Below are 26,649 nucleotides of genomic sequence, written 5' to 3'. Positions count from 1 at the left end.
AATGCAGGAAACTGGAAATATAAAATTGGGGATATCCATTGGGGATTTAAATGGAATTGGGTGCGAAGTGGTGCTTAAGACATTTGAAGATTCCCGGATGTTGGATTTCTGCACACCGGTTATTTTTGCATCCAATAAAACTATCTCCCACCAAAAATCGGAGTTGGGATTGGAAATAAACTATAATGGCATACATGACGCTTCCAAAGCAATTGATGGAAAGATAAATGTGGTGAATGTATGGAAGGAAACCCCTGTTATTAAATTTGGGGAGCCAACACCAGAGAGCGGAAAATATGCCATACAATCGCTTAAGGCGGCTGTAGCGGCCCTAAAGAACAACGAGATAGACGTTCTGGTAACGGCACCGATCAATAAGAACAATATACAGGCAGAGGATTTTAAATTTCCGGGACATACGGATTATTTGGCCCAAGAATTGGAAGGGGAAAGCTTAATGTTTATGGTGACTGATGGTTTGAGGGTTGGGTTGCTTACAGATCATGTAGCGGTAAAGGATGTTGCAACCAATATTACACCTCAATTGATACGCTCTAAAGTCAATACTATTTCCAATTCATTAAAGATGGATTTTGGAATTAGGAAACCTAAAATTGCGCTTTTGGGAATTAATCCGCACAGTGGTGATAATGGTGTAATTGGAAAAGAGGATGACGAGGTTTTAAGGCCGGTTATCAAGGAAATGTCCGAAAAGGGGCATTTGGTATTTGGGCCATATTCTGCAGATAGCTTTTTTGGGTCTGACAATTACAAGAATTTCGATGCTATTTTGGCTGCCTATCATGACCAGGGACTTATACCATTTAAAACCTTGTCCTTTGGTAAAGGGGTAAACTTTACCGCAGGTCTCAACAAAGTGCGCACTTCCCCGGACCATGGAACGGCCTATGAAATTGCAGGGAAAGGGGTTGCGGACAATAGTTCCTTTAAAGAGGCCGTGTTTGCGGCCATCCATATTTTTAAAAATAGACAGGAATACAAGGAGTTGACAGGGAATCCTTTAAAAAAACATAAGCTAAAAAGGCAGGGTTAGTCTTGCAGTAAGATTAGGAAGCTATCTGACTTTGGATCATGGAATTATGTAAATTTAATGGGAATATATTTATTTCTCTCTATTTGTTGGCTTTTTACAAAATAATAGTATCTTTGCACCCGCCTTTATTGCGGCGGGTACGTTAAAACCAGTGTGGATCATGATGCAGCATAAGGAGTTTATTATTCCTTTTTCGGGACTGAAACAGGGAAAACACGAGTTTGAGTACACAATTGAGAATACGTTCTTTGAGTCTTTTGAGTATGATGAGTTCAACGGTGCTGATATTAAATTAGACGTTACCTTGAATAAAATGAGTACAATGATGGAGTTGGAAATGAAGGCACGCGGAACAGTAAATGTTAATTGTGACCTCACCAGCGAACCTTATGATCAAAAAATCAAGGCCGATTTGGAATTGGTTGTTAAGTTTGGTGATGAGTACAACAACGACAATGATGAAATATTGATTATTCCGCACAGTGAATACCAAATCAATATTGCGCAATATGTTTATGAAATGTTGGTATTGTCGGTACCTCTTAAAAAGGTTCACCCTGGGGTTTCGGACGGCACCCTGAAATCAGAGGTGTTGGACAAGCTGGAAGAACTCCAACCAAAAGATACAAAGGAAAACAAAGAAGATATTGATCCCCGATGGGACGCTTTAAAAAAATTATTAACGGATAAATAAGTTTCATAATGGCACATCCTAAAAGAAAAATTTCCAAAACCAGAAGAGACAAGAGAAGAACGCATTATAAGGCGGTAGCTCCTACTGTAGCACAAGATCCAACTACTGGAGAAATGCATTTGTTTCACAGAGCTCATTGGCATGAAGGTAAATTATACTATCGTGGAGAGGTTTTGATCGACAAAACTGAGGAAGCAGTAGCATAATTTAAGCTAGAACAATATAATTTGGACTCCCACTTCTTAAGAGTGGGAGTTTTTTTATGAAGGAGATGTAAAATTCAAAAACAAGGCGTTTTTGAACTTAAAGTCATAGAAAATCACTAATTTTCACAAATTTTCAATTGATTTTGGAGATTTATTGATAAAAATCAGATTTAGATGAGCAAAATAACAGCTGCAATTACCGCTGTAGGGTCTTATGTACCAGACTTTGTAATGACAAATAAGATTTTGGAGACTTTGGTAGATACCAATGATGAGTGGATTACGACCAGGACGGGTATCAAGGAAAGGAGAATCTTAAAAGGTGAAGGTCTAGGAACATCCTATCTTGCTATAAAAGCAGCGGAGCAACTTCTGGAAAAACGAAAATTGGATCCCAAGGAGATCGAATTGGTTATTGTTGCAACCGCAACTCCAGACATGATGGTAGCTGCAACTGCCGCATATGTGGCTTCGGAAATTGGGGCAACCAATGCCTTCGCTTATGATTTGCAAGCGGCATGTTCCAGTTTTTTATATGGCATGTCTACTGCGGCTAGTTATATAGAATCTGGGCGATATAAGAAGGTATTGCTTATCGGAGCCGACAAAATGTCCTCTATTATTGATTATACCGATAGAACTACCTGTATAATATTTGGGGATGGTGCCGGTGCGGCACTTTTTGAGCCTAATAACGAAGGTCTAGGTCTTCAGGATGAATATTTAAGATCGGATGGTGTAGGAAGAAATTTCCTTAAAATGGATGCCGGTGGCTCTTTGCTTCCCGCTTCAGAGGAAACAGTTAAGAATAGACAACATTTTATTTATCAGGATGGGAAGTCGGTCTTTAAATTTGCGGTTACCAATATGGCGGATTCCGCTGCGAAAATAATGGAGCGGAATAATTTGTCGCACGAGGATGTAGATTGGTTAATACCCCATCAGGCCAACAAAAGAATTATCGATGCCACCTCCAATAGAATGGGATTGGACGATTCCAAGGTAATGATGAATATACAGCGGTACGGAAATACTACTTCCGCAACACTCCCACTTTTATTGAGCGACTATGAAAGCCAGCTTAAAAAAGGTGATAATTTGGTTTTTGCAGCCTTTGGTGGTGGTTTCACCTGGGGCTCCATTTATTTAAAATGGGCATACAATTCATAAATCTGAAGCAACCTATAAACTAATACGAACTCTATGGATATTAAAGAAATTCAAAGCTTAATTAAATTTGTAGCCAAATCTGGGGCTAGTGAAGTAAAATTGGAGATGGAAGATATAAAGATCACCATCCGAACCGGTGCAGCTGGTCATACTGCAGAACCAACCTATGTACAACAAATTCCTATGGGAGGTCATATGCCACAACAGATGGCTGCCGCACCCGCTAACTCTCCTTCTGTGGAGGTAGAGGTAAAAAAGGAAGCTGATGAAAATTCGAAATATATTACCATAAAATCGCCTATAATAGGAACTTTTTATAGAAAACCCTCTCCTGATAAACCTTCTTTTGTAGAGGTAGGGGATACTATTGGTAAAGGTGATGTGCTTTGTGTCATTGAAGCAATGAAATTATTTAATGATATTGAATCCGAAGTTTCCGGTACAATTGTGAAAGTTCTTGTAGATGATAGTTCACCTGTAGAATTCGATCAGCCTTTATTTTTGGTAGATCCATCATAAGAAGTTTTAAATGCTAAATGTCGGATGACGATTTAATAGGGTCATTTCGAATCATTTAAAATTTAGAATACAAAATTTAAAATTTCAAAAGATGTTTAAGAAAATACTTATTGCAAATAGGGGAGAAATAGCGCTACGTATTATTAGGACCTGTAAGGAAATGGGTATAAAAACGGTAGCGGTATACTCTAAAGCGGATGAGGAAAGCCTACATGTGCGTTTTGCGGACGAAGCCGTTTGCATAGGCCCTGCCCCAAGTAGCGAATCCTATCTAAAAATTCCAAATATTATTGCAGCGGCTGAAATTACCAATGCCGATGCCATACACCCAGGATATGGTTTTCTTTCAGAAAATTCCAAGTTCTCCAGAATATGTGCTGAGCACGATATAAAATTTATTGGAGCTACAGGCGAACATATAGACAAGATGGGGGACAAGGCTACTGCCAAAGAAACCATGAAAAAGGCCGGTGTACCTTGTGTGCCAGGTTCTGATGGCTTGTTGAAGGACGTAGAGGATGCCAAAAAAGTGGCCAAAAAAATGGGTTATCCAGTGATGATCAAAGCTACTGCAGGTGGTGGAGGTAAGGGAATGCGTGCCGTAATGTCCGAGGACAAGATGGAGGACCTTTTTAACAGTGCGGTAAAGGAAGCCACAGCTGCCTTTGGCAATGGGGGCATGTATATGGAAAAGTTGATCGAGGAACCCCGCCACATAGAAATACAGATAGTCGGAGACCAATATGGAAAAGCCTGTCACCTTTCTGAAAGGGACTGCTCTATTCAGCGTCGCCACCAGAAGTTGACTGAAGAGACCCCTTCTCCATTTATGACCGATAAGTTGAGGGACGATATGGGGAAAGCGGCTGTAAAAGCAGCAGAATATATTAAATATGAAGGAGCTGGTACCATAGAATTCCTTGTAGACAAACACCGGAATTTCTATTTTATGGAAATGAATACCAGAATCCAGGTAGAACATCCCATTACGGAACAGGTTATAGATTATGACCTTATCAGAGAGCAAATTCTAGTTGCTGGTGGGGTGCCCATCTCAGGAAAAAATTATCTTCCAAAGCTGCACTCTATTGAATGTAGAATAAATGCGGAGGATCCATACAACGGATTTAGGCCTTCTCCCGGAAAGATCACAACCTTACATACTCCAGGAGGGCATGGGATACGTTTGGATACCCACGTTTATAGTGGTTACACCATTCCTCCCAATTATGATTCCATGATTGCTAAGCTTATTACAACGGCTCAAACAAGGGAAGAAGCCATCAATAAAATGAAACGTGCATTGGATGAGTTTGTTATTGAAGGTATCAAGACAACCATTCCCTTTCATCGACAGCTTATGGATCATCCGGATTACTTAGCTGGGAATTATACCACAAAGTTTATGGAAGACTTTGTAATGGCACCACAGCCAGTGGAATAATAAGATTTAATAGGATATTATTATTGGATATAGGCGGATTAAACGGTTGGGCAACCAACGGTTTAATCCGCTTTTTAGGTTTAAAGCAGTATTGAAGGAACTCTTCACCATTAGTTATTCCTATCTAAATTAATAATAACTTTATTTCAGAATATATTTTAAAACAAGTCATAACGCATAGGACCACTATGAACCTAAGTTATTGGGAATATAAAAGCTGGTTGTCCAGCATCGATTTTACCATTGTTGGCAGTGGAATCGTAGGGCTGAATTGCGCCTTACATTTAAAGAAACAATTTCCCAAGGCCAAGATATTGGTCCTGGAAAGAGGTGTGCTCCCACAAGGAGCCAGTACAAAAAATGCTGGATTTGCATGTTTTGGTAGTATGTCAGAGGTTTTGTCCGACTTAAAACAGCATTCCGAGGAGGAAGTCTGCCAGTTGGTACAAAAGCGATGGGAGGGGATACAATTACTAAGGGAGACTCTTGGTGATCACCCAATGGATTATCAGAGTTACGGTGGAGGGCATGAGATTTTTTTAAAGGATCAGCTACACCTATATGAAGATTGTCTGGAGAATTTGAATAGGGTAAATACTTTATTAAATCCCGTATTTGGTAAAGACGCTTTTCTAGTGCATCCCAATAATTTTAAATTTAAAGGGGTTCATGAAAATTATATAACAAATCCGTTCGAAGGCCAGATTAATACCGGCAAAATGATGAAAGCCTTAGTGGCCAAGGTGCAGAACAGTGGTGTTATTATCCTGAATGCCATTGGCGTGGATAGCTACCAAGAGAATATAGATCATGTTGTTGTTAAGACCGGACAATTCGAGTTTAAGACCAACAAACTGTTTATTGCCACCAATGGTTTTGCCTCCCAATTGATAGGGGAAACGGTGAAACCTGCCCGAGCCCAGGTATTGATTACCAAGCCCATCAAAAATCTTTCTATAAAGGGGACTTTTCATTTGGATGAAGGCTACTATTATTTTAGGAACATAGATAACCGAATTCTATTGGGGGGAGGAAGAAATCTCGATTTTCAAGGAGAGGAAACCACCACCTTTGGGGAGACGACTTTGATCCAGAACAGACTGGAGGAAATACTGAGAACCATTATTTTGCCCAATACCCCTATGGAGATAGACTTGAGATGGAGCGGTATTATGGGGATGGGAAATCAGAAGAAACCTATTGTAAAGCAACTTGCCAATAATGTGTACTGCGGAGTGCGAATGGGTGGTATGGGAATTGCTATTGGCAGTTTGGTAGGTAAGGAATTGGCTAATTTGCTGAAGTAGATATAAAGTAACAATGGGCTTAAAGCTGAATAATTTAAAACAATACATTCGGAATGGACGAATCGGTAAAACAACAACTATATGGGTTTTGTAAATCTTTTATAGAGAATAGGCTAGTGCGCATCAACAGCAGTATAGATTCGTTGCAAGAAGCTTTGACCTCCGAGACCAAAAGTAGTGCTGGTGACAAGCATGAAACCGGGAGGGCCATGATTCAATTGGAGCGCGAAAAATTGGGAAATCAGCTTGCTGAAGCACAGTTGTTGCAGGAGTTGTTTAAAAAGATACCGCTACAAGCGAGTTCTTCACAAGTGGGATTGGGCAGTTTAGTGTTTACCGACCAACAAAATTATTATATGGGAATCAGTGCAGGGGAAATGAAGATAGATGGAGTATCATATTTTGCCATTGCACCCAATACGCCCATAGGGAAATTGCTATTAGGTAAAGTAGTGGGTGATGTGGTTGTTTTTAATTCCAAAAAAATTGTAATACGGCAAATTGATTAGTTTTTAAGCTGCTTAAGGAAATATTTAGTTCAAAAGTGTAATTGTCTTATTATGGTAGAAATTATTGATCTAAGTCAAGAAATATTTTCAGGGATGCCTGTATATAAAAGCCTTCCTGAAGTAAGGATGGAGATGTATGCCTCCCATGAAGAATGGGACGGTATTACCGATAGCAATACGGTATCGCCAAGTGTCTACAAGTTGGATATGAGCGAACATACTGGAACCCACGTGGATTCCCTAAGCCATATGGCACGTGAATTTAGGGGGCAGTCCATAGACAGGATGCCGCTCTCTAGGTTCTATACTGAGGGAATTTGTTTGGACTTGTCCCACAAGGGTTTAATGCAATTAATAGAACCGGCAGATTTGGTATTGGCCTGTTCCAAAAGCAATACGACCATTAAAAAAGGAGATACCGTTTTGGTATACACCGATCATTATAGAAGGACTTATGGTAGCGCCGATTGGGGGCGTGGACCGGGACTAAGTGCTGCTTCGGCACAATGGCTGGGGGAGCATGGCATTTCTGCCTTTGGAGTAGAAATGATGTCGCCTGGAATTCCTAAGGTTTCCAATAAGGAAGTACATCGTATTTGTGGGGAAATGGGCTTTACCCACTATGAAAATATGATAAACCTACACCACTTAATTGGTCGTGGACGTTTTAGATTTATTGGATTGCCATTGAAAATCCGTGGAGGTACAGGGTCGCCCGTTCGTGCCGTGGCCATTTTTGGGGAAGGGAAGTTTTAGGTAATTGCAAGCTGATTAGTCCAACCTGGGTTTGCCCCTGTTTAATTTTTTTAGGGCAGCCTTTTTTTTGCCCTTTAACCGCTTTTCAATCGCCGACCTTGTAGGTTTGGTCTTTCTTCTTCTTTTTGGAACCACCAAATTGGCTTCGAGGGTTTCAAGGAGTTTTTTGATGACCAATTCCTTGTTTTTGTGCTGACTCCGGGTTTCTTCGCATTGCAATAAAAGAATGTTTTCCTTGCTTAGTTTGGACGACAGTTTTTTGAGAAGTCGGTTTTTTTCCAGGTCCGTTAGGGCCATGGAGTTTTCCAGATCAAATGTCAATTCAACTTTGGAAGAAACCTTGTTTACATGTTGACCCCCGGCACCACTGCTACGTACGGCTTTAAATTTTAGTTCCTGTATGATGCCTTCCCTATTCAATATTTGGTTACGGTTTTAGACGTTGGCTTATGGTTTCCAGGGCTATATTTAGGAATACCTTTTTTCCAGGGGTTAGAGCTTCCTCGGAATTGAAGCGTATTATTTGCTCCTCAGAATTTCCTTCAACCAGAAAATGACTGCCCATAAAATAGCATTTTTCTACCGTTACCGGTATTCCTTTTTTGTGCGAAACCCTAAATTCATGGGCATAAACAATAATTTCCCGTTCCAAATCACCATAAGATTTGATAATATTTATGGGGATTAGGTTGGCCTCCCCGAACAAGGTGGCGGTATAGATGTTTTTTGGATTGTTATATAGATCACTGGTCTTGGCAGTGGCCATTATTGCTTGATTTTTAAGAACTATAATCCTATTGGAATAGGGCAAAATATCTTGGTGGTCATGGGTAGCGGTGATACAGCTAATCCCCTCTTTTTTTAAATATTCAAAGAGATTTCTTCTCAGTTGATTTTTTCTAAAATTGTCTATATGTCCAAAGGGCTCATCCAACAAAAGCAATTCTGGCTTTTGTGCCAGAACCCTGGCCAGGGCCACCCGTTGCTGTTGACCCCCACTCAGGTTTTTAACCTTTACCTTGGCAAAAGACTCCATATCTATCATTTGCAACAATTCTGTAGTTCTCGTCTTTAATTCCTCGGGATAAAAAACAGATAAAAACTGACTTACGTTTTCGGCCACTGTGGTGAAGGGCATTAAATCAAAATCCTGGGAAAGGTATTTCATGTAGGACTCCCCGGGTACTAGATTAAAATCCGGACCCATTACCTGTTTTTCTCCCCAAAAGATGTCTCCTTGCTGGGGCTGTAGAAGGCCGTAAATAATTTTGAGCAGGGTACTTTTGCCACAACCGCTTTCTCCTACTATAGAAATATGTTCTCCTTGGTCTACCTTAAAGTTGATGTCGGTAAGTACCGGCTTTTTATCATAAGCGAACGAAAGGGAATTGACTTGTAACATGGTCTAAAACTATATATGTACCTAGCGGGGATAAAAAAAGTCCATTTCTAAAAGAAACGGACCCTAGAACAAAATTATCGATTTTTTTTAAACTAACCCTTAAAATCTTTTAAAACTCCCTTGTTTGGGAGTTCTTTAAAGCCCATATTGAACAAGGTAAATCCAAAAATATCCACATTTTGCTCAATGGTCTTGCTCACTGGAGTTCCCGCACCATGACCGGCATTTACTTCTATACGTATTAAGGTGGGGTTGTCCCCCGTCTGTTTATCCTGCAATTCTGCCGCGAACTTAAAACTATGAGCCGGAACTACCCTGTCGTCATGGTCGCCTGTGGTAATCAAAGTGGCTGGATATTTTACGCCTTTCCTAACATTATGTACAGGGGAATAGTCCTTGAGATAATTAAACATTTCCAAGTCGTCTTCGGAGGTACCATAATCATAGGCCCATCCAGCACCAGCGGTAAATGTATGATACCGTAGCATATCCAGAACCCCTACAGCAGGCAGGGCCACCTTCATTAATTCCGGTCTTTGGGTCATGGTAGCGCCTACCAGTAGTCCACCGTTGGAACCTCCTTTAATGGCCAAATACTCCGATGAGGTATATTTCTCGGCTATTAAGTATTCGGCGGCAGCAATAAAATCGTCAAAGACGTTTTGTTTTTTGGTTTTAATCCCGGCATCGTGCCATTGTTTACCATATTCCCCACCTCCTCTAAGGTTGGGCACCGCAAGGATGCCACCTTGCTCCATCCACACAGCATTAATAACACTAAAAGTCGGGGTAAGGCTTATGTTAAAACCCCCATAGCCATATAAAATGGTTGGATTTTGGCCATTTAGCGGCAATCCTTTTTTATGGGTGATTATCATTGGTACTTTAGTGCCGTCCTTGGAAGTATAAAAGACTTGTGTGGACACATAATCCTCTGGTTTGAAATCTATTTCCGGTTTCCAGTACAGGGTATAGTCGCCTGTTTTTATATCCAATTTATAAATAGATTCCGGGTTATTGTAATTGGTAAAACTGAAGTAAAGTTCCGTTTCCTTCTTTTTTCCACCGAAACCACCGGCACTTCCGAGCCCTGGAAGAGCTATTTCGCGTAACATTTTTCCTTGGTTATTATATTGATACACTTTGGAAATGGCGTCTACCATATACTCTGCAAAGAAATAACCTCCACCGGTACCAACAGATAGAACATTTTGTGTTTCCGGAATCAGATCTGTCCAATGTTCTGGTGCAGGATTTTCTGCGCCCACGGTAACGACTTTCTTATTGGGTGCATTTCTATTGGTCAATATAAAGAGTTTCGACCCCACATTGTCTATGATTTGGCTATCGCTGTCCGTAGTATCCAAAATGGTAATCAGTCCGCTTTCAGGTTGGGTCAAGTCCTTTATGAATAATTTGTTCCCAGAGGTGGAGACAGCGGCCGAAATTATGAGATACCTGTCGTCTTCGGTTACATAACCCCCAACATATCTATGCTTTTCCTCTGGAATTCCCCCAAAAACTACCTCATCGTTCTTTTGGGCAGTTCCCAGTTTGTGATAATAAAGCTTATGTTGGTCGGTTTTGGCAGATAGCTCGCTTCCTTCAGGTTTGTCATAACTGGAGTAATAGAAGCCTTCGTTTCCCTTCCAGGAAACTCCACTAAATTTAATGTCTACCAGAGTATCTTCAACAATCGACTTATTTTCTGCGTTCATCACGATTACTTTTCGCCAATCACTTCCACCTTCGGAAATGGAATAGGCGGCTATGGAACCATCCTTGGAAAAATTTATTCCGGCCAATGAAGTGGTAGCATCTTCGGAGAAGGAATTGGGATCCAGAAATACTTCTGCCTGCCCATCATCACCTTTTTTGCGGTACAATACATTCTGATTTTGTAAGCCATCGTTTTTAAAAAAATAGATGTAGTCGCCTTCCTTGAACGGAGATCCCAATTTTTCATAATTCCATAATTGTTCCAAACGTTTTTTTAGCTCTTTTCGGAACGGAATTTTGTCCAAATAATTAAATGTGGTCTTATTTTGTTCCTTTACCCAGTTTTCGGTTTCCGGGCTAATGTCATCTTCCAACCAACGGAATGGGTCTTGTATTTTTATTCCGAAGTAGGTGTCTACGGAATCAACTTTTTTTGTGTTTGGATATTTCAAAATGATGGTATCTTTTTTTTGGTTGGTCCCACAGGCTAACATTAGTAGTGCAGTAAGTGAGATCAATATTAATCGCTTCATTTATCGATGTTCTGAAGCCAAAAATAGCATAAAAAAAACCTTTGTAAATGGTAGTTACAAAGGTTTTAACATCTTTTCCTTCTCTCCTTTTTTCCTTATGGGATTGAGGGCTATTTATACAGTAATTCTACTACACCAATTGGTTTTCAACCAAATATTCTGCAATCTGTACGGCGTTCGTTGCTGCTCCTTTTCTTAGGTTGTCGGCAACGATCCACATGTTCAGGGTATTGGCTTGGGTTTCGTCCCTTCTAATACGTCCCACAAAAACATCATCCTTACCATGTGCATAAATGGGCATTGGGTAGGTATTGGTATCAGTATTGTCCTGAACAACGATTCCCGGAGTTTCACTCAACAATCTTCTAACTTCAGATAGTTCGAAATCATTTTCAAACTCCACGTTAACGGACTCCGAATGCCCCCCTGAGGTTGGGATACGAACTGCTGTAGCCGTTACGGAGAATGAATTGTCGTTGAATATTTTTTGAGGCTCTTTGGCCAACTTCATTTCTTCTTTGGTATATCCATTTTCTAGGAATACATCGCAATGTGGCAATGCATTTTTTCCTATAGGATAAGGATATGCCATTTCTCCCTTTATCCCGGCAATCTCGTTTTCCAATTGCTGAACGGCTTTTACCCCTGTTCCGGAAACCGACTGGTAGGTAGAAACAACTACCCTCTTCATTTTGTATTTTTTATGTAGTGAAGAAAGTGCCAACACCATTTGTATTGTGGAACAGTTTGGATTAGCTATAATCTTATCCTCTTTGGTCAACTCTGAAGCGTTTATTTCTGGAACCACCAATTTTTTGGTAGGATCCATACGCCAGGCTGAAGAATTATCTATTACCGTGGTACCAACAGCGGCAAATTTTGGTGCCCATTCCAAGGAAGTATCTCCTCCTGCTGAAAAAATGGCAACATCCGGTTTGGCGGCAACCGCAGTTTCCAACCCAATTAGGGTATACTCCTTGCCTTGGAAGCTCAACTTTTTGCCTACAGACCTTTCCGAGGCCACTACCAATAATTCCGTTACTGGAAAGTTACGTTCGGCCAATACTTTTAGCATTACCTCCCCTACCATTCCTGTTGCACCCACTACAGCTACTTTCATTATGATGAATTTAAAATTTCAGTTGGCAAATGTACTGATTATAGGGTATTAAACAATACATAAAATAGAATATATTAAAAATATAACAAATTGTTACAAAAATAACTTTATTACAAAAAAGAACCGTCGACTTGGATAGCGAATCCTAGCTGACGGTTTTTGTTGGTTAGTTGGTAGTGTAGCGGTTGAGCTTCGACCTTTAGCCAAAGCACATACTGTTTTTATATAAAACTATTTTTTTAGCAGATCCCTGATCTGGGTCAAAAGTTCCTCTTGACTTGGACCTTTAGGTGCTGCTGGAGCTTCCTCTTTAGGTTTTTTAGTTTTGTTGTATGCTTTTACAATTATGAACAAAACAAACCCAACAATAATTAAGTTGATTATAGAATTTACCCATGCCCCGTAACGGATAGCACTGGCAGGTTTTTCAACTGTTCCATCTGCTGCCACAATTGCCTCCGAAAGTACAATTTGCATATCTGAGAAATCTACTCCTCCAGTGAAATATCCCACGATCGGCATCATGATATCATTGACAAATCCACTGACAACCAAGCCTGCAGCTCCCGCCAACAGTACAGCAACCGCCAAATCAATGACATTGCCGGTCATAATAAAATCCTTAAATTCTTTTAACATAATTAGTGTTTTAATTGATTAATACTAACTGCAATTTAACTTAAACAGACGTCCTAACAAAATGTTAAAATAAAAATGTTCCGTACAGTGCAAATAGCTTTTAAATAGTGGCTTTAACACCCTGTTGAAAATTGATTTTTTATTTCCTAATCAATATAAATGCGTTTCACACGCTGCGAAATTCCCGTTAGCAGCTCATAGGTTATGGTTTTGGCCGAAGAGGCCAAGTCTTCCGCACTATGTTCCTTGCCAAAAACTATCACCTCGTCGCCTTCCTTACAATCTATTCCCGTAATATCCACCATAATCATATCCATGCAGACATTGCCAATAATTGGCGCCAATTTTCCGTGTATGGAAACATGCCCAATGCGATTGCCATATTGCCGGCCAATGCCGTCCGCATGGCCTAAGGGTAGTGTAGCCGTAACCTTGGAGGTATTGGAAACAAAAGCTCTATTGTAACCTACACTTTCATTAGGCCCTATCTTGTGGATCTGCGAAATTATTGTTTTAAGGGTGGCAACAGGGATTAACTTTTCGTCTTCGGCGGCTTCGTTTCCATAGCCATAGAGACCTATACCGCTTCTTACCATATCGTACTGCGCCTCTGGGTAATTGATTATTCCGGAGGTATTCAACATATGCCTTTTGGGGCTGTACTTTAATTTGGAGATTATTGTTGAACTTATCTTTTCGAATTGATTAATCTGAGAAATCGTAAAATCCTTTTCATTTAAATCTTCGGAAGCGGCCAGATGGGAAAAAAGGGAGCTTATCTTAATTTGATCAACTCCTTCCAAGGGCGCTAAAATATAATCTATATCCTTTTCCCCTAGCCCCAATCTGTTTAGACCGGTGTTAAATTTTAGATGAACAGGGTAATTTTTTTGGCCTAGGTCTTTGGCCATTTTTAAAAAGGAGTAGAAAATTGTGCGCGAATATAGACTGGGCTCCAGACATTTTTCTATCATCGTGGCAAAACTTACCTCTTGTGGATGCAGCACCAAAATGGGCAATTTAATTCCGGCATTCCGTAAGGTTACTCCTTCTGAAGTATAAGCTACGGCCAAATAATCCGCTCCTAGCGATTCCAGTTTTTTGGCAATGGCAATGGAATCGCTTCCATAGGCGAAAGCCTTCACCACTCCAAGAAATTTGGTTTCAGTATTTATCTTGGATCTTAAATAAAGATAATTGTGTTCCAGGGCCCTAAGGTCTATTTCCAGAACGGTTTCTCCGACCTTAGTCATTCGATTTTTTTTGAGGAGGTAGTACTTCCTCGGATGTAACTTCTATGGCACTCACTTTTTCTTTTAACATGGCTTTGTAGTACGCGGCTCTACTGAGGGGTTCATATTCTTCCGTTTCTCCCAGGAAAACCAGTTTGTTGTTATTGGCCTTTCTAAAACTATAATTGGCAAGATTGCCGGTTCGTGTACAAACGGCATGAACTTTTGTGACATATTCGGCCGTTGCCATCAAGGCAGGCATAGGTCCGAACGGATTGCCTTTGAAATCCATGTCCAATCCTGCTACAACCACTCGGATACCCTTATTGGCCAGATCGTTGCAAACGGTAACAATTTCGTCATCGAAGAATTGGGCCTCATCAATCCCTACCACATCACAGTCATCTGCCAAAAGTCGAATATTGGCAGCTGCCGGAACCGGGGTAGATCTAATTTCATTGGCATCGTGGGAGACTACCATTTCCTCGTGGTATCTTTTGTCTACCATAGGCTTGAAAATCTCTACCTTTTGCTTGGCAAATTTGGCTCTTTTCAACCTTCGGATAAGTTCCTCGGTCTTGCCAGAGAACATGGAACCGCAGATTACTTCGATCCAACCGAATTGTTCTTTAGGGTTAACAGTATTTTCGAGAAACATTTTGTAATTTTAGACGAAAGTAATTTGTTTTCCGTTTTTATATTAGGAGGCATAAAATTATTAAAAAAATAATCCTTCTGGTATTAATGTTGGTAAAAGTTGGTAATCTTCATTACTTGTACTTTAGCCAACCATTTTTTACCTACAAGGAATTGCTATATTGGTGCTCCAATTGAGCTCCTACTAATTTTAAAATACATTCAGATGAAAAAGAGACTAAAAGAGGAATTGAGAAAATTATCAACTGAAATAATTACCTCGAGAAATTTAAATGATTACTCGGCCTTATATGAAACTGCCAGGCAATTATATGAAAAGTTGGCGGTTCTTAAATATATTGAGGAAAAATTAAATGAGGTAGAGATAGATGTTTCCAAGAATGCCATTGCGGCAAAATTTGAAACTATGGCCAACTCCGTGTTAAGTGCCAATTCTTCGGTACCGGAAAGTAACCCGCACGAAGAGGATATAATTATTCCTGGTATCGATACCATAAAGGATATGGTATCGGAAATGCCGGGAGCCACGACCATCGATGAGGTTTTATCCCAGTTTACCAATAAACCGGATCTGATCAAAAACGATAAGGATCTATTTATGCCCAAGGAGGTGAAAACGGTGAAAGCGGTCGGTACTGCCCAATCTGTGGAGCGAACCTCAAAAAAGGTATTGAAAGTAGATTTGAATGATCGCCTGGCATTTGTAAAACATCTCTTCAATAATAATATGGAAGATTATAACAGGGTATTGTCCCAGTTGAGCACCATAGATAGTGAAGAAAGATCTATTTCCTTTATTGCAAACATGGTAAAACCCGATTATAATAATTGGGAGGGAAAAGAAGATTACGAACAAAGATTTATGAACGTAATTGCTCGCAAATTTGCGTAACGACTTATAATCAACAATAATGAAAATTATTCTTCCTTATTTTCATTAATTTTGGCCACTCTCCACCAGCAATAGTTAATAATGCTGGTGTTTAATAGAATTAATGGGTAAATTGTATATAGTACCTACTCCTATAGGTAACTTAGAGGATATTACATTGCGCGCTATTAGGGTGCTAAAGGAAGTGGACCTTATTTTAGCAGAGGATACCCGTACCAGCGGAAAATTATTGCACCATTACAACATAGCTACTCCTATGCAAAGTCACCATATGCACAATGAGCATAAAACGGTGGAAGGGATTGTAAGGCGCCTGCAATCTGGGGAGAATGTAGCATTGATATCGGATGCTGGGACCCCGGCTATTTCGGACCCTGGTTTTTTGCTTACCCGTGCCTGTGTAGAAAATAAGATAGAAGTAGACTGCCTACCCGGTGCTACTGCCTTTGTACCAGCCTTGGTAAATAGTGGTTTGCCAAATGATAAATTTGTTTTCGAGGGTTTCTTGCCCGTGAAAAAGGGCAGACAAACTAGATTGACCTCATTGGCAGAAGAGCCTAGAACGATTATTTTTTACGAATCGCCCCATAAATTGGTCAAGACCTTAACACATTTTGAAACCTATTTTGGTCCCGACAGACTGGTTTCCGTTTCGCGGGAGTTGTCTAAAATGTATGAGGAGACTATAAGGGGTACGGTAAAGGAGGTCTTGCAGCATTATACGGATAATCCACCCAAAGGAGAGATCGTTATTGTGGTGGCGGGTAAAAAATAATGGAACGATTATTATCGGAAATAAGAAGTTGCCAAGTATGTAAGTCCCATTTACCTTTGGGCCCGAGACCTGTGGTTGCAGCACACCCCAATGCCAGGATTGTCATTATAGGCCAAGCACCGGGCACTAAGGTTCACGAAACGGGAATTCCCTGGGACGACCCAAGTGGCAGGCAGTTGAGGAAATGGCTCAATATTTCGGATTCCGTTTTTTATGATGAAAGCAAAATAGCACTGATGCCTATGGGCTTTTGCTATCCGGGCCGTGGCAAAGGAGGGGACTTGCCTCCTAGGTCGGAATGTGCACCTTTATGGCACCACGCATTATTGACAGGTATGCCGAGCTTGGAACTAATTATTCTCATTGGCACCTATTCCCAACATTATTACCTTGGAAAGAACGCCAAAGGAACCTTGACAGAAACCGTAAAAAGGCATCAGGATTTTTTACCTAAATACTTTCCCTTGCCACATCCTTCCCCTAGGAATAGGTTTTGGCAATCTAAAAATCCGTGGTTCGGACAGGAGGTGGTACCTGTATTACAGAAACGGGTTGCCGGTATTCTTGATCTTGACTGAACATCTATTGAATTTATTATTTATACATGGGCTTTCTTTCCAGAAGACAATCCCCAAAGTAGTTTGACCTATAATTGAGGCGTTTATCTAAAACCTTTTTTACCCCACTGCTTTTGATTTACTTTTGGAGGACCATAGCATAAGTAGGTTAAGTTCATGGTAAGATTTGGGGAAAAAAGGCGGAGCTGAGCTTCGCCTTTTTTATTGCTGACAATCAGTATTTTAACCCATTTATGCGCACTTTTAACGATAATTGTTGAACATCATCCAAAAAAATTATGGATAAAAGGGCATAATTATTTTTGTTATTTCTCACAATACCAGTATTTTAGTATCGCCATAGCATAAGTAGGTTAAGTTTATGGTAAGATTTGGGACGAAAAGGGTGGAGGCTTCTCCACCCTTTTCTATTTTTAGGATATAAAAAAGTCCGCTCGTCAAATTTTTGACGAGCGGACTTTAATTTATTAGTGAAACTCAATTTTGAGAAGTCAGTAAGACGCACTGAAAATTGAAAGTTGAACTAATCCCGCCTTTTTCGGCGGGATCTAGGTTCAATACCTCGACCCTTGGGTCGATTCCTATTATTGGGTTCAGGGCCTGCCTTTGTCGGCAGACAGGCTTGCCCTGAGGTTTAATACCTTTTATTCCAAGGACTGCTTTAAAAAAAGCAATAGAAAATTAACCTTAGTGCCCAACCAAGACATTGCTTGTTGACCAAGAATTTTTCAAATCCCCGTTAATTCTAACTCTTATTTATTGGCCTTATAGGAAGCGGCTACTTTATCCCAGTTAACCACATTAAAAAATGCATTGATGTAGTCTGGTCTTCTATTCTGATAATTTAGGTAATAGGCATGTTCCCACACGTCCAAGCCCAAAATTGGAGCGCCACCACATCCAGTTCCAGGCATAATTGGATTGTCCTGGTTTGGAGTTGAACATATTTCCAGCTTCCCTCCTTTATGTACACATAACCAAGCCCAACCAGAGCCGAATCTTGTTGCTGCCGCTTTGGAAAAAGCATCCTTAAATGATTCGTAAGAACCAAAAGCAGATTTAATGGCATCCGCAAGCTCGCCAGAAGGCTCTCCACCACCATCTGGAGACATTATTTCCCAAAACAAAGAGTGGTTATAAAAGCCCCCTCCGTTGTTTCTTACGGCGGCATTGGACATGTCCAAGTTGGTCAAAATATCCATAATGGATTTTTTTGCCAAATCCGTTCCTTCAATAGCGTTATTTAAATTGGTGGTATACCCATTGTGATGCTTGGTGTGATGTATTTCCATGGTTCTGGCATCAATATGTGGTTCCAAAGCGTCGTACGCATAAGGTAATTTAGGTAATTCAAAAGCCATAATGTTTTCGTTTTTATGTTAAAAAATGTTGTTTCCCAAAATTACGGTTTTATCATAGAAATTCAACTAATAATTTGTTAAGAACTGTTTAATATTGCTTATTTTGCGACTAAAATACTGTGCAGGACGCTCCATACAAAATCTATAACGCCTCTGCTGGGTCTGGTAAGACCTATACGCTTGCAAAAGAGTATTTAAAAATTATCCTTTCTTCAGATTTTAATAGGAACTATCGCAGTATTCTGGCCATTACGTTTACCAATAAGGCGGTAAACGAAATGAAACAACGAATTCTGGGCAGTCTATTTGCCTTTGGCAAAATATCCGATAGTAATGAAATTCCATCCATGTTGGCCGATATTTCCCAAGAGTTGGGAATAGATATAGGAACGCTGCGAATTAGATCCAAAAAAGTACTGAAGGAAATTCTTCACAATTATGCATTTTTTGATGTCTCCACCATTGATAAATTTACCCATAGGCTTATTAGGACATTTGCTAAAGATCTAAAATTGCCACAAAATTTTGAGGTGGTGCTGGATACCAAATTATTGTTGGATGAGGCCATTGCCAAACTGATCAATAAGGCAGGTGCCGATACACAATTGACCAAAGTGTTGATAGATTTTGCCTTGGAAAAAATAGATGATGATAAAAGTTGGGATATAGCTTTGGATCTTCAAAAGATAGGGTTTTTATTGTTCAATGAAAATCAGGCTCCCCACCTTAAAAAGCTTGAAGAAAAGGGCGTCGATGATTTCTTGGATTTAAAAAAGGAATTGGTACTTCAAATACAGTCCCACGAAACTAAGATTGTGGCTTGGGCAACGGAAATACTCAATATCATTGATGATAATGATTTGGAATTCAATAATTTTAAATCCAGCTACTTTCCAAAATTTGTTGCCAAAATCGCCTCTGGAGATTTAAATATGGATTTCAATGCCGGTTGGAAACAAAATTTTGAAACCGAGCCTTTATATACCAAAACCTGCCCTCAAGGAATTAAAGATATTCTGGACGGACTACACCCTAGGTTTATTGGTTTGTTCAATGAGATTAAGGAGCACTACAGTGCCTTGTCCTTAGTTAAAAACGGGTACAACAATATTGTTCCCCTTACGGTCCTAAGTGCCATCCAACAGGAAATTAAAACCTTGGAGCGGGAGCGCGACCTTCTGCCAATCTCTTCTTTCAATAGTATTATTTCCAAAGAAATAAAAGATCAGCCAGCACCTTTTATTTATGAACGTATTGGGGAAAAGTACCGCCATTATTTTGTGGATGAATTTCAGGACACTTCAGAAATGCAATGGAACAACCTAATACCTTTAATAGGCAATGCATTGGAGAGTCAGGACGATCAAGGAAAAATAGGTTCCTTGCTTTTGGTTGGTGATGCCAAACAGGCCATATACCGCTGGCGGGGAGGTAAGGCCGAACAGTTCCTAAATCTTATCAATCTCAAGGAAAATCCGTTTGTTTTTCCGCCATCCACTGCAAATCTTCCTGCCAATTATAGGAGTCATGAAGAGGTAATAAAATTCAACAACGATTTTTTTACGGTTACCAGCCCCTTTTTGGAGAATACGGTATATAACAAGTTGTTTGTAGAAGGCAATAGTCAGGATTACAATCATAAAAAAGGAGGTTTGGTACAACTTTCCTTTATTGATGTTGAGGAATCGCAAGAAGAAGATGGGGAATACTGTAATTTGGTTTTGAAAACCTTGGAAGAGGTTTTGCGAAAGAACTATTCCCTAAAGGATGTTTGTATCCTTACCCGTAAGAAGAAACATGGGATCCTATTGGCAGATTTTCTAATGCAGAGCAATATCCCCATCATTTCGTCCGAAACTCTATTGTTAAATAGCAACCCCAAGGTAAGGTTCCTAGTTAATTTATTGCATTATAGCCTTCAGCCCACGGAAATGGAAAGGTGTTATGAAATACTGAGTTTTCTTTCCGGGGAACTGGAAAACAGGCATCAATTTATAAACTCCAATATTAATAAAGTATCCTGGTTACTATTGGAGATCTACGACTTTAATGTTGATATTATTGGGCAATCCTCGGTTTATGACGGCCTGGAGTATGCCATAAAAAAGTTTGGTTTGGCAGACAGCTCGGATGCCTATATAACCTATTTCTTGGATGTTGTTTTGGAGGTAGAACAAAAAGAGGGAGCCAATACCCAGGTCTTTTTGGCATACTGGGATAAGAAAAAGGACAGTTTAAGTATTACCGCTCCCGAAAATGTGGATGCCGTTCAGATAATGACCGTACATAAGTCCAAGGGGCTGGAATTTCCTATTGTAATCTTCCCTTTTGCCAATACCAATATATATGAAGAAAAGGATGCTAAACTATGGCTGCCGGTTAATCCTATTTCCTTTAAAGGATTTGAGGAAATTCTAATCAACAAAAAACAGGAAGTAGCAGGCTATGGTCCCCTTGCGGAAACAATTTACAACGAAGAACAGCATAAATTGGAATTGGATGCCTTTAACTTGTTGTACGTAGCTTTGACTAGGGCAGTTAAGGGATTTTATGTTATATCCAAGAAAGACCTTACCCAAAAGGGAGAGCATAAACCAAATTATTATTCAGGATTATTTATTCACTATTTAAAGGAAAAGGGGTTTTGGGAAGAGGCCAAGACCTGTTATCAGTTCGGAAATCTTGAAATGAAGGACGAACCCTCCGGCCATGGGGATCATCAGGAAAAGATAGCCCATTTATACACTTATAAGGAGCGACCCGAATTCAGGATTCTGACCAAGGCCGGAGCACTTTGGGATACACAGCGGGGAACGGCACTTAGCAAGGGAAATTTGCTACATTATGTGATGGGGCTTATAGAGACCAATGAAGACATTGACACTGCTATTGAAATGCTTATCAGAAACGGCGATCTTTCCCATGAAGATAGTTTGGAAATGAAGCAAAGAATAAAAGCCATTGCAGAACATCCAAAGTTATACGCCTACTTTTTAAAGGGAAGCCTAATTAAGAATGAACAGGACATCCTTACCAAAAATGGGAAGGTACTCCGCCCGGACAGATTGGTCATCAAGGATAAGAAAGTAACCATTATAGATTATAAGACGGGAAAAAGGAATCCGGTATACCATGAACAGATCTATACCTATGCAGATGCTCTGAAAGCAATGGGATATGAAATTGAAAACAAAATCCTTATCTATATCAATGAGGATATTACGCTAGACTTTATCTAGTAGTATGTATTATGGTCATGGACCGTAGATCGTAAAGGGGAGGAACTATGGGCATTGAAGGGTGCAAGTTGCGGTAGAATTGATAGGGTTATTCTTAATTATTGATCCACAATCCTGTTATATAAGGTCATTTTAAGGGGGAACCCACCAAATTGTTGCCGCATTAAGTTTTTATCTAATCGGATTATCCTTTCTTTGACATATAAAGATAAAGCGAGAAGTTGCCTACGAGGTCTTATTGGCTTTGCTCTTTTAAACCTGGGCTATTCAATAGCCGTTTTTGTAAAGGTGGGGACAGCATGAAATATCGTTCAAATGCGTCTTTTTTGCTATGAAATACGTTAAAAAAATTAAGAGAATGATTTTGTTAATAATTTTTAACAACTTACATTTGCAGCTAATAAACACTTAAACTTAAAAAATTGAACATGAAACATCTTAGCAAATTATTGGTTGTTGCCTTACTTATTGTAGGTTTTAACAACGTACAAGCGCAAGACGAGAATAACCCATGGCAAGTAAGTTTCGGAGCTAACGCAATTGACGTTTTCCCTACCGAAGATTATAGCAGCTTTGGAAATGAATTCTTTAATGCAACAGACCACTGGAACATACTTCCATCTATTTCCTATGTTGGAGTTTCCAAGTACGTGGGTAGCGGCTTTTCAATTGGAGCAAGAGGTTCTTTGAACCGTATTGATAAATTGGGAGATACAAGCGTTGACGATTTGTCTCACTATGCTGTTGATGGTACAATAAAATATAATTTCTTAAAAAGTACAGTAATCGATCCTTTTATTGAAATAGGTGGTGGTTACACTTGGATAGACGAAGTTGGTGCTGGTACCGTAAATGGAGGTGTTGGACTTAACATTTGGTTCACTGAGAACATCGGTCTTACTTTGCAGTCTAGTTACAAGCACGCTTTTGAAGATTATTTAGCTAAGCATTTCCAACATATGGCGGGTATTGCTATTAAATTTGGTGGTACTGATACTGATGGTGACGGAATCTACGACAAAGATGATGCTTGTCCAGAAGTTGCTGGTCTTGAGATTTTCAACGGATGTCCAGATGCTGACGGTGATGGTATAGAGGATAGCAAAGATGCTTGTCCTAATGAGGCTGGTTCTAAAGAAATGAACGGATGTCCAGATGCTGACGGTGACGGTGTTGCCGATAAAGATGATGCTTGTCCTAACGAAGCTGGTCTTGCTGCTTTAGCTGGTTGTCCAGATGCTGACGGTGACGGTGTTGCCGATAAGGATGATGCTTGTCCTAACGAAGCTGGTCCTGCCGCTAACAAAGGATGTCCTTACCAAGATAAAGATGGTGACGGTGTATTGGATAAAGATGATAAATGTCCAGATGTTGCTGGAACTGTAGCTAACCAAGGTTGTCCTGAAGTTACTGAAGAAGTTCAGAAGCAATTGAACGAATACGCTAGAACAATCTTGTTCGATACTGGTAAATCTTCTATCAAAGCAGAGTCTACTTCTGTAATGGTTGATATTATCACTATCCTTAAAGAGTATCCTACTGCTAAATTTACTGTAGAAGGTCATACTGACAGTGTAGGTAGTGCTTCCTTGAACCAAAAATTATCTGAGTCAAGAGCGCTTTCAGTTAAAACGTTCTTAGTAGAAAAAGGTATTGAAGAGTTTAGATTATCTGCCGTAGGTTACGGTGAGGATAAGCCAATCGCTACAAATAATACTTCTGCTGGTAGAACTCAAAACAGAAGAGTTGAAATTAACTTGGTAAAGTAATTTCCAATTAGTTTTAATACTATATAATTAAAAGCTCCGCAATTGCGGGGCTTTTTTTTTGCTATGCACCCTTGTAAATAATGTTTGAAATTATTAATCCCTCTAGAGCATTATAAATTTTTATATGTTGGTATGGCGTAGTCGATGCCGTTCTGTTTTTTATAATTAAATTACCCCAGAATTGCAGACAACCGTATTGTTGAAGGTGCCACTATAAAACTGGATACCTATTGGCAACTGCGGAGATTGTTGGGCTATTGCAAATTATGGCTGTCCGGCCCGTAGGTGGTCTGCTATGAACTTAAAACAAATTATAATCAGTTGAAAAGCTTTCTCCAACAGGTAGTTGATGATATATTACAGACCTATGACTCCTTGGACGACCTAATCTTAATACTGCCCAGTAAAAGGGCGGGAACTATTTTAAGGACAACCTTGGCCAATACGGCAGACAAAACCATTTTTTCACCAAGAATATACAGTATTGAAGGCTTTGTGGAACAAATATCCAACCTGCATACGGCCTCCAATATGGAGCAACTTTTTACACTTTACAAAGCGTATTCGTCCATGGAATATGGAGAAAAGGATAATTTTTACACCTTTTCCAAATGGGGACAGACCTTATTGCAGGATTTTAACGAAATAGATAGATATCTAGTAGATACCAAAGATATATTTTCCTATTTGGCAAATATCCAAGAAATAAATCATTGGGCATTGCAGAAGGACAAATCTGAAATAATAACGAATTATATAAAATTTTGGAATAATCTTGAACCGCTTTATAAGACTTTCAACGATTTGCTAAAAGCCCAAAAGTTGGGCCATCAAGGTCTAATTTATCGTACGGCCTGTGAACAGCTTAAGGACTATATAAGCAATAACAAAAACAATACACATATATTCATAGGCTTTAATGCATTAAATACTGCGGAATCTTACATAATTCAGGAAATACTTGCCAAGACCAAAGCGGACATTTTTTGGGATGGGGACACCTACTTTGTGGAGGATCCCATACATGATGCCGGATACTTTATTAGGCAGCATTTAAATACCTGGCCGTGGTTAAAAGGGAAGGCCTTAAAGGGAGTGGAAAACAACTATTTGTCCCAAAAGAATATCAAAATAATAGGTGCTCCTAAAAATGTTTCCCAGGCGAAGTACGTAGGAAACCTTTTATTACAACTTAAAAAAGAGGACACTAATATTCTTAAAAACACCGCAATAGTACTTGGGGATGAAACCATGTTGAACCCACTTCTAAATTCTGTCCCCTCGGAATTGGATACGGTGAACATCACCATGGGATATCCCTTAAAGAGCACTCCTTTGGCCAGTTTGTTTTCTCAATATCTTTCTATACATGTAAAGAAGGATTCCCAGGGCTGGTATTTCCAGCAGGTGCTGGACTTTTTATCCCATCCCTACATTCAGATTTTATGTACTGAAAACCAACAAAATAAGGCTACTCGGATAAGTGAAGCTATTAGAACAAAGAATTGGGCATTTATAACTTCTGATAATTTACGGTCCCTAGGAGAAGGAAACGAAGATTTGCTAAGTTTACTCTTTTATGGGGAGGAGGTACCGGGAAACGTTTTTTTAAATAAATGCCATCAAATTATCCAAATTCTTAGGGAAAGGTTTGCCATGTCCAAAGATTCCCTTGGATTGGAGTACCTGTACAAGTTTTACTCTCTGTTCAATCAACTTCAGGACATGGTAGAACAGTACTCATTTGTCAATGACCTAAAATCCTTGGAAAGCCTTTATTTGGAAATTGTTAGGAACGAAACCTTGGATTTTCAGGGAGAGCCCTTGGAAGGTTTACAAATCATGGGAATGTTGGAAAGTAGGGTGCTCGATTTTGAAACAGTAATTCTAACCTCAGTTAACGAAGGGATTCTTCCATCCGGGAAGTCCAATAATTCCTTTATCCCCTTCGATCTAAAAAAATATTACAAACTTCCTACCTATAAGGAAAAGGATGCAGTATATACCTATCATTTTTATCGCTTATTGCAACGGGCAAAAAATATCTACCTGTTGTATAATACGGAACCCGATGTTCTGGAGGGAGGGGAGAAGAGTAGGTTACTGACCCAACTTTTAACGGATGAAAATAAATTGACAGATATAACGGAAATCATCGCAGCACCGGAAATTACACCTTCTATTAAGGTTTTGCAGACCATAGCCAAGGATGAAGGTCTAATGGAAATGATTCGGGCCCACGCCGAAAAGGGATTCTCTCCTACCTCCCTGAGTAACTATATCAGAAACCCAATAGATTTTTATAAGCGAAATCTATTGGGAATAGACGATATTATGGAGGTGGAGGAAACCGTTGCCAACAATACCTTTGGAACCATTGTACACGATACCTTGGAGGACCTTTATAAGCCTTATTTAAATACTTATTTGGAAGTTTCCATGCTCGAGGCAATGAAAAAGAATATCAGGCCCCTTGTAATTGGCCACTTTGCCAAAAGCTTCGCCGACGGCGATATTTCCAGAGGGAAAAACCTAATTGCATATAATGTGGTAGTGCGGTATGTGGAAAATTTCATAAAATTGGAATTGGCAGAGGTAGAAAAGCATCAAATTAGGATATTGGGGGTAGAGGAAAAACTGCGGATGGATATCAATGTTCCTGGGCTTAATTTTCCTGTGGTCCTAAAAGGAAAATTGGATCGGATTGATGAAAAGGATGGGGTCATTAGAATTATCGACTATAAAACGGGAAATGTAACCAGTTCCCAAGTGGAAATTGTTGACTGGGAGGATGTCATTACGGACTACAATTACAGCAAAGCCTTTCAATTACTGTGTTATGCAATAATGTACAACAACAGTAAACCTATTGGTAATATAGAAGCGGGGATTATTTCCTTTAAAAATTTAGGTTCTGGTCTGCTCAAATTTGCCGTAAAAGAAAAAAAGGGCAGTAGAAACAAGGATAATTCCATTACCCAAGATACTATTGCCCAATTTATGGAATCTATTAAATCTTTAATATTTGAAATTGGTAATCCGGAGTTACCATTTACAGAAAAAGAGGTTTAGCC

The 26,649-nt window shown here is 39.7% G+C and carries 23 protein-coding genes; 15 read left to right on the top strand and 8 right to left on the bottom strand.

Going from position 1 to position 26,649, the window contains the following annotated elements; all coding sequences use genetic code 11:
- The first annotated feature begins 1 nt into the window (after window position 1).
- The 9 genes from pdxA (at window position 2) to U735_RS0122280 (ending at window position 7,659) form a co-directional block, all read left to right on the top strand.
- On the top strand, window positions 2-1,054 hold the full coding sequence (gene pdxA / locus U735_RS0122320) for a 4-hydroxythreonine-4-phosphate dehydrogenase PdxA (RefSeq protein ID WP_031445942.1): 1,053 nt from the start codon (window positions 2-4) through the stop codon (window positions 1,052-1,054).
- 160 nt (window positions 1,055-1,214) lie between these two features.
- Window positions 1,215-1,748 (top strand): YceD family protein, encoded by a 534-nt coding sequence (locus U735_RS0122315; protein WP_031445941.1) that lies wholly within the window; start codon window positions 1,215-1,217, stop codon window positions 1,746-1,748.
- An 8-nt stretch (window positions 1,749-1,756) separates the two neighbouring features.
- A complete protein-coding gene (rpmF, locus tag U735_RS0122310; RefSeq protein WP_031445940.1) occupies window positions 1,757-1,954 on the top strand; it encodes a 50S ribosomal protein L32 in 198 nt (65 codons plus the stop codon).
- A 174-nt stretch (window positions 1,955-2,128) separates the two neighbouring features.
- Window positions 2,129-3,124 carry a beta-ketoacyl-ACP synthase III gene (locus U735_RS0122305; protein ID WP_031445939.1) on the top strand — a complete coding sequence of 332 codons (996 nt, stop codon included), beginning with the start codon at window positions 2,129-2,131 and terminating at the stop codon, window positions 3,122-3,124.
- Between the two features lie 33 nt (window positions 3,125-3,157).
- The gene (gene accB, locus U735_RS0122300) at window positions 3,158-3,643 is read left to right on the top strand and encodes an acetyl-CoA carboxylase biotin carboxyl carrier protein (protein ID WP_031445938.1); all 486 of its coding nucleotides are present in this window, start codon (window positions 3,158-3,160) and stop codon (window positions 3,641-3,643) included.
- A 91-nt stretch (window positions 3,644-3,734) separates the two neighbouring features.
- A complete protein-coding gene (accC, locus tag U735_RS0122295; protein WP_031445937.1) occupies window positions 3,735-5,087 on the top strand; it encodes an acetyl-CoA carboxylase biotin carboxylase subunit in 1,353 nt (450 codons plus the stop codon).
- A 188-nt stretch (window positions 5,088-5,275) separates the two neighbouring features.
- Complete coding sequence (locus U735_RS0122290) at window positions 5,276-6,394, top strand: NAD(P)/FAD-dependent oxidoreductase (protein WP_031445936.1); 1,119 nt, start codon at window positions 5,276-5,278, stop codon at window positions 6,392-6,394.
- 53 nt (window positions 6,395-6,447) lie between these two features.
- A complete protein-coding gene (locus U735_RS0122285) occupies window positions 6,448-6,903 on the top strand; it encodes a 3-oxoacyl-ACP synthase (protein ID WP_031445935.1) in 456 nt (151 codons plus the stop codon).
- 51 nt (window positions 6,904-6,954) lie between these two features.
- Window positions 6,955-7,659 (top strand): cyclase family protein, encoded by a 705-nt coding sequence (locus U735_RS0122280; protein ID WP_031445934.1) that lies wholly within the window; start codon window positions 6,955-6,957, stop codon window positions 7,657-7,659.
- Window positions 7,660-7,674: 15 nt separating this feature from the next.
- On the opposite strand, the gene arfB is transcribed toward U735_RS0122280, so the two are convergent.
- From arfB to U735_RS0122245, 7 genes are all read right to left on the bottom strand, one after another.
- Entirely contained in the window at window positions 7,675-8,079 is a 405-nt protein-coding gene (gene arfB, locus U735_RS0122275) for an alternative ribosome rescue aminoacyl-tRNA hydrolase ArfB (protein ID WP_031445933.1), read from the bottom strand.
- A 7-nt stretch (window positions 8,080-8,086) separates the two neighbouring features.
- Window positions 8,087-9,061: a sulfate/molybdate ABC transporter ATP-binding protein gene (locus U735_RS0122270; protein ID WP_031445932.1), complete on the bottom strand. Its 975-nt coding sequence runs from the start codon at window positions 9,059-9,061 to the stop codon at window positions 8,087-8,089.
- A 92-nt stretch (window positions 9,062-9,153) separates the two neighbouring features.
- Entirely contained in the window at window positions 9,154-11,313 is a 2,160-nt protein-coding gene (locus U735_RS0122265) for a prolyl oligopeptidase family serine peptidase (RefSeq protein WP_031445931.1), read from the bottom strand.
- A gap of 130 nt (window positions 11,314-11,443) precedes the next feature.
- The gene (locus U735_RS0122260; RefSeq protein ID WP_031445930.1) at window positions 11,444-12,433 is read right to left on the bottom strand and encodes an aspartate-semialdehyde dehydrogenase; all 990 of its coding nucleotides are present in this window, start codon (window positions 12,431-12,433) and stop codon (window positions 11,444-11,446) included.
- Window positions 12,434-12,664: 231 nt separating this feature from the next.
- Window positions 12,665-13,072 carry a large conductance mechanosensitive channel protein MscL gene (mscL, locus tag U735_RS0122255; protein WP_031445929.1) on the bottom strand — a complete coding sequence of 136 codons (408 nt, stop codon included), beginning with the start codon at window positions 13,070-13,072 and terminating at the stop codon, window positions 12,665-12,667.
- Window positions 13,073-13,218: 146 nt separating this feature from the next.
- Window positions 13,219-14,325: an alanine racemase gene (gene alr / locus U735_RS0122250; protein ID WP_031445928.1), complete on the bottom strand. Its 1,107-nt coding sequence runs from the start codon at window positions 14,323-14,325 to the stop codon at window positions 13,219-13,221.
- Complete coding sequence (locus U735_RS0122245) at window positions 14,318-14,962, bottom strand: thymidine kinase (RefSeq protein WP_031445927.1); 645 nt, start codon at window positions 14,960-14,962, stop codon at window positions 14,318-14,320. The genes alr and U735_RS0122245 overlap by 8 nt, the downstream gene beginning before the upstream one ends.
- Window positions 14,963-15,166: 204 nt before the next feature.
- Here U735_RS0122245 and U735_RS0122240 point away from each other — a divergent pair, with 204 nt between their 5' ends.
- From U735_RS0122240 to U735_RS0122230, 3 genes are all read left to right on the top strand, one after another.
- On the top strand, window positions 15,167-15,853 hold the full coding sequence (locus tag U735_RS0122240; protein WP_031445926.1) for a hypothetical protein: 687 nt from the start codon (window positions 15,167-15,169) through the stop codon (window positions 15,851-15,853).
- A 103-nt stretch (window positions 15,854-15,956) separates the two neighbouring features.
- Window positions 15,957-16,628: a 16S rRNA (cytidine(1402)-2'-O)-methyltransferase gene (gene rsmI / locus U735_RS0122235; RefSeq protein ID WP_031445925.1), complete on the top strand. Its 672-nt coding sequence runs from the start codon at window positions 15,957-15,959 to the stop codon at window positions 16,626-16,628.
- Window positions 16,628-17,206 carry a uracil-DNA glycosylase family protein gene (locus U735_RS0122230; RefSeq protein WP_031445924.1) on the top strand — a complete coding sequence of 193 codons (579 nt, stop codon included), beginning with the start codon at window positions 16,628-16,630 and terminating at the stop codon, window positions 17,204-17,206. Before rsmI ends, U735_RS0122230 begins: the two co-directional genes overlap by 1 nt.
- Before the next feature lie 752 nt (window positions 17,207-17,958).
- On the opposite strand, the gene U735_RS0122225 is transcribed toward U735_RS0122230, so the two are convergent.
- Window positions 17,959-18,567 (bottom strand): superoxide dismutase, encoded by a 609-nt coding sequence (locus tag U735_RS0122225; protein ID WP_031445923.1) that lies wholly within the window; start codon window positions 18,565-18,567, stop codon window positions 17,959-17,961.
- Window positions 18,568-18,686: 119 nt separating this feature from the next.
- Here U735_RS0122225 and U735_RS0122220 point away from each other — a divergent pair, with 119 nt between their 5' ends.
- From U735_RS0122220 to U735_RS0122210, 3 genes are all read left to right on the top strand, one after another.
- Window positions 18,687-21,806: a UvrD-helicase domain-containing protein gene (locus U735_RS0122220; RefSeq protein ID WP_031445922.1), complete on the top strand. Its 3,120-nt coding sequence runs from the start codon at window positions 18,687-18,689 to the stop codon at window positions 21,804-21,806.
- Window positions 21,807-22,234: 428 nt separating this feature from the next.
- Window positions 22,235-23,575 (top strand): OmpA family protein, encoded by a 1,341-nt coding sequence (locus U735_RS0122215; protein ID WP_031445921.1) that lies wholly within the window; start codon window positions 22,235-22,237, stop codon window positions 23,573-23,575.
- Between the two features lie 321 nt (window positions 23,576-23,896).
- Window positions 23,897-26,647, top strand: a complete 2,751-nt coding sequence (locus tag U735_RS0122210; RefSeq protein WP_031445920.1) for a PD-(D/E)XK nuclease family protein — start codon at window positions 23,897-23,899, stop codon at window positions 26,645-26,647.
- The last annotated feature ends 2 nt before the right edge of the window (window positions 26,648-26,649 follow it).

It is taken from the genome of Arenibacter algicola (assembly GCF_000733925.1).
Taxonomy (GTDB): Bacteria; Bacteroidota; Bacteroidia; order Flavobacteriales; family Flavobacteriaceae; genus Arenibacter; species Arenibacter algicola.
Note: the sequence above shows the minus strand (reverse complement) of the source record. Positions and strands in the feature narration are given on the sequence as shown.

Excerpts from the sequence above, each read along its gene's own strand:
- U735_RS0122215 (WP_031445921.1), top strand. The coding sequence starts at position 22,235 with ATGAAACATCTTAGCAAATTATTGGTTGTTGCCTTACTTATTGTAGGT.
- U735_RS0122280 (WP_031445934.1), top strand. The coding sequence starts at position 6,955 with ATGGTAGAAATTATTGATCTAAGTCAAGAAATATTTTCAGGGATGCCT.
- U735_RS0122265 (WP_031445931.1), bottom strand. The coding sequence starts at position 11,313 with ATGAAGCGATTAATATTGATCTCACTTACTGCACTACTAATGTTAGCC.
- U735_RS0122260 (WP_031445930.1), bottom strand. The coding sequence starts at position 12,433 with ATGAAAGTAGCTGTAGTGGGTGCAACAGGAATGGTAGGGGAGGTAATG.
- U735_RS0122290 (WP_031445936.1), top strand. The coding sequence starts at position 5,276 with ATGAACCTAAGTTATTGGGAATATAAAAGCTGGTTGTCCAGCATCGAT.
- U735_RS0122225 (WP_031445923.1), bottom strand. The coding sequence starts at position 18,567 with ATGGCTTTTGAATTACCTAAATTACCTTATGCGTACGACGCTTTGGAA.
- rpmF (WP_031445940.1), top strand. The coding sequence starts at position 1,757 with ATGGCACATCCTAAAAGAAAAATTTCCAAAACCAGAAGAGACAAGAGA.
- pdxA (WP_031445942.1), top strand. The coding sequence starts at position 2 with ATGCAGGAAACTGGAAATATAAAATTGGGGATATCCATTGGGGATTTA.
- accB (WP_031445938.1), top strand. The coding sequence starts at position 3,158 with ATGGATATTAAAGAAATTCAAAGCTTAATTAAATTTGTAGCCAAATCT.
- U735_RS0122245 (WP_031445927.1), bottom strand. The coding sequence starts at position 14,962 with ATGTTTCTCGAAAATACTGTTAACCCTAAAGAACAATTCGGTTGGATC.
- U735_RS0122240 (WP_031445926.1), top strand. The coding sequence starts at position 15,167 with ATGAAAAAGAGACTAAAAGAGGAATTGAGAAAATTATCAACTGAAATA.
- U735_RS0122315 (WP_031445941.1), top strand. The coding sequence starts at position 1,215 with ATGATGCAGCATAAGGAGTTTATTATTCCTTTTTCGGGACTGAAACAG.
- U735_RS0122270 (WP_031445932.1), bottom strand. The coding sequence starts at position 9,061 with ATGTTACAAGTCAATTCCCTTTCGTTCGCTTATGATAAAAAGCCGGTA.
- rsmI (WP_031445925.1), top strand. The coding sequence starts at position 15,957 with ATGGGTAAATTGTATATAGTACCTACTCCTATAGGTAACTTAGAGGAT.
- U735_RS0122305 (WP_031445939.1), top strand. The coding sequence starts at position 2,129 with ATGAGCAAAATAACAGCTGCAATTACCGCTGTAGGGTCTTATGTACCA.
- U735_RS0122230 (WP_031445924.1), top strand. The coding sequence starts at position 16,628 with ATGGAACGATTATTATCGGAAATAAGAAGTTGCCAAGTATGTAAGTCC.
- U735_RS0122285 (WP_031445935.1), top strand. The coding sequence starts at position 6,448 with ATGGACGAATCGGTAAAACAACAACTATATGGGTTTTGTAAATCTTTT.
- alr (WP_031445928.1), bottom strand. The coding sequence starts at position 14,325 with ATGACTAAGGTCGGAGAAACCGTTCTGGAAATAGACCTTAGGGCCCTG.
- accC (WP_031445937.1), top strand. The coding sequence starts at position 3,735 with ATGTTTAAGAAAATACTTATTGCAAATAGGGGAGAAATAGCGCTACGT.
- mscL (WP_031445929.1), bottom strand. The coding sequence starts at position 13,072 with ATGTTAAAAGAATTTAAGGATTTTATTATGACCGGCAATGTCATTGAT.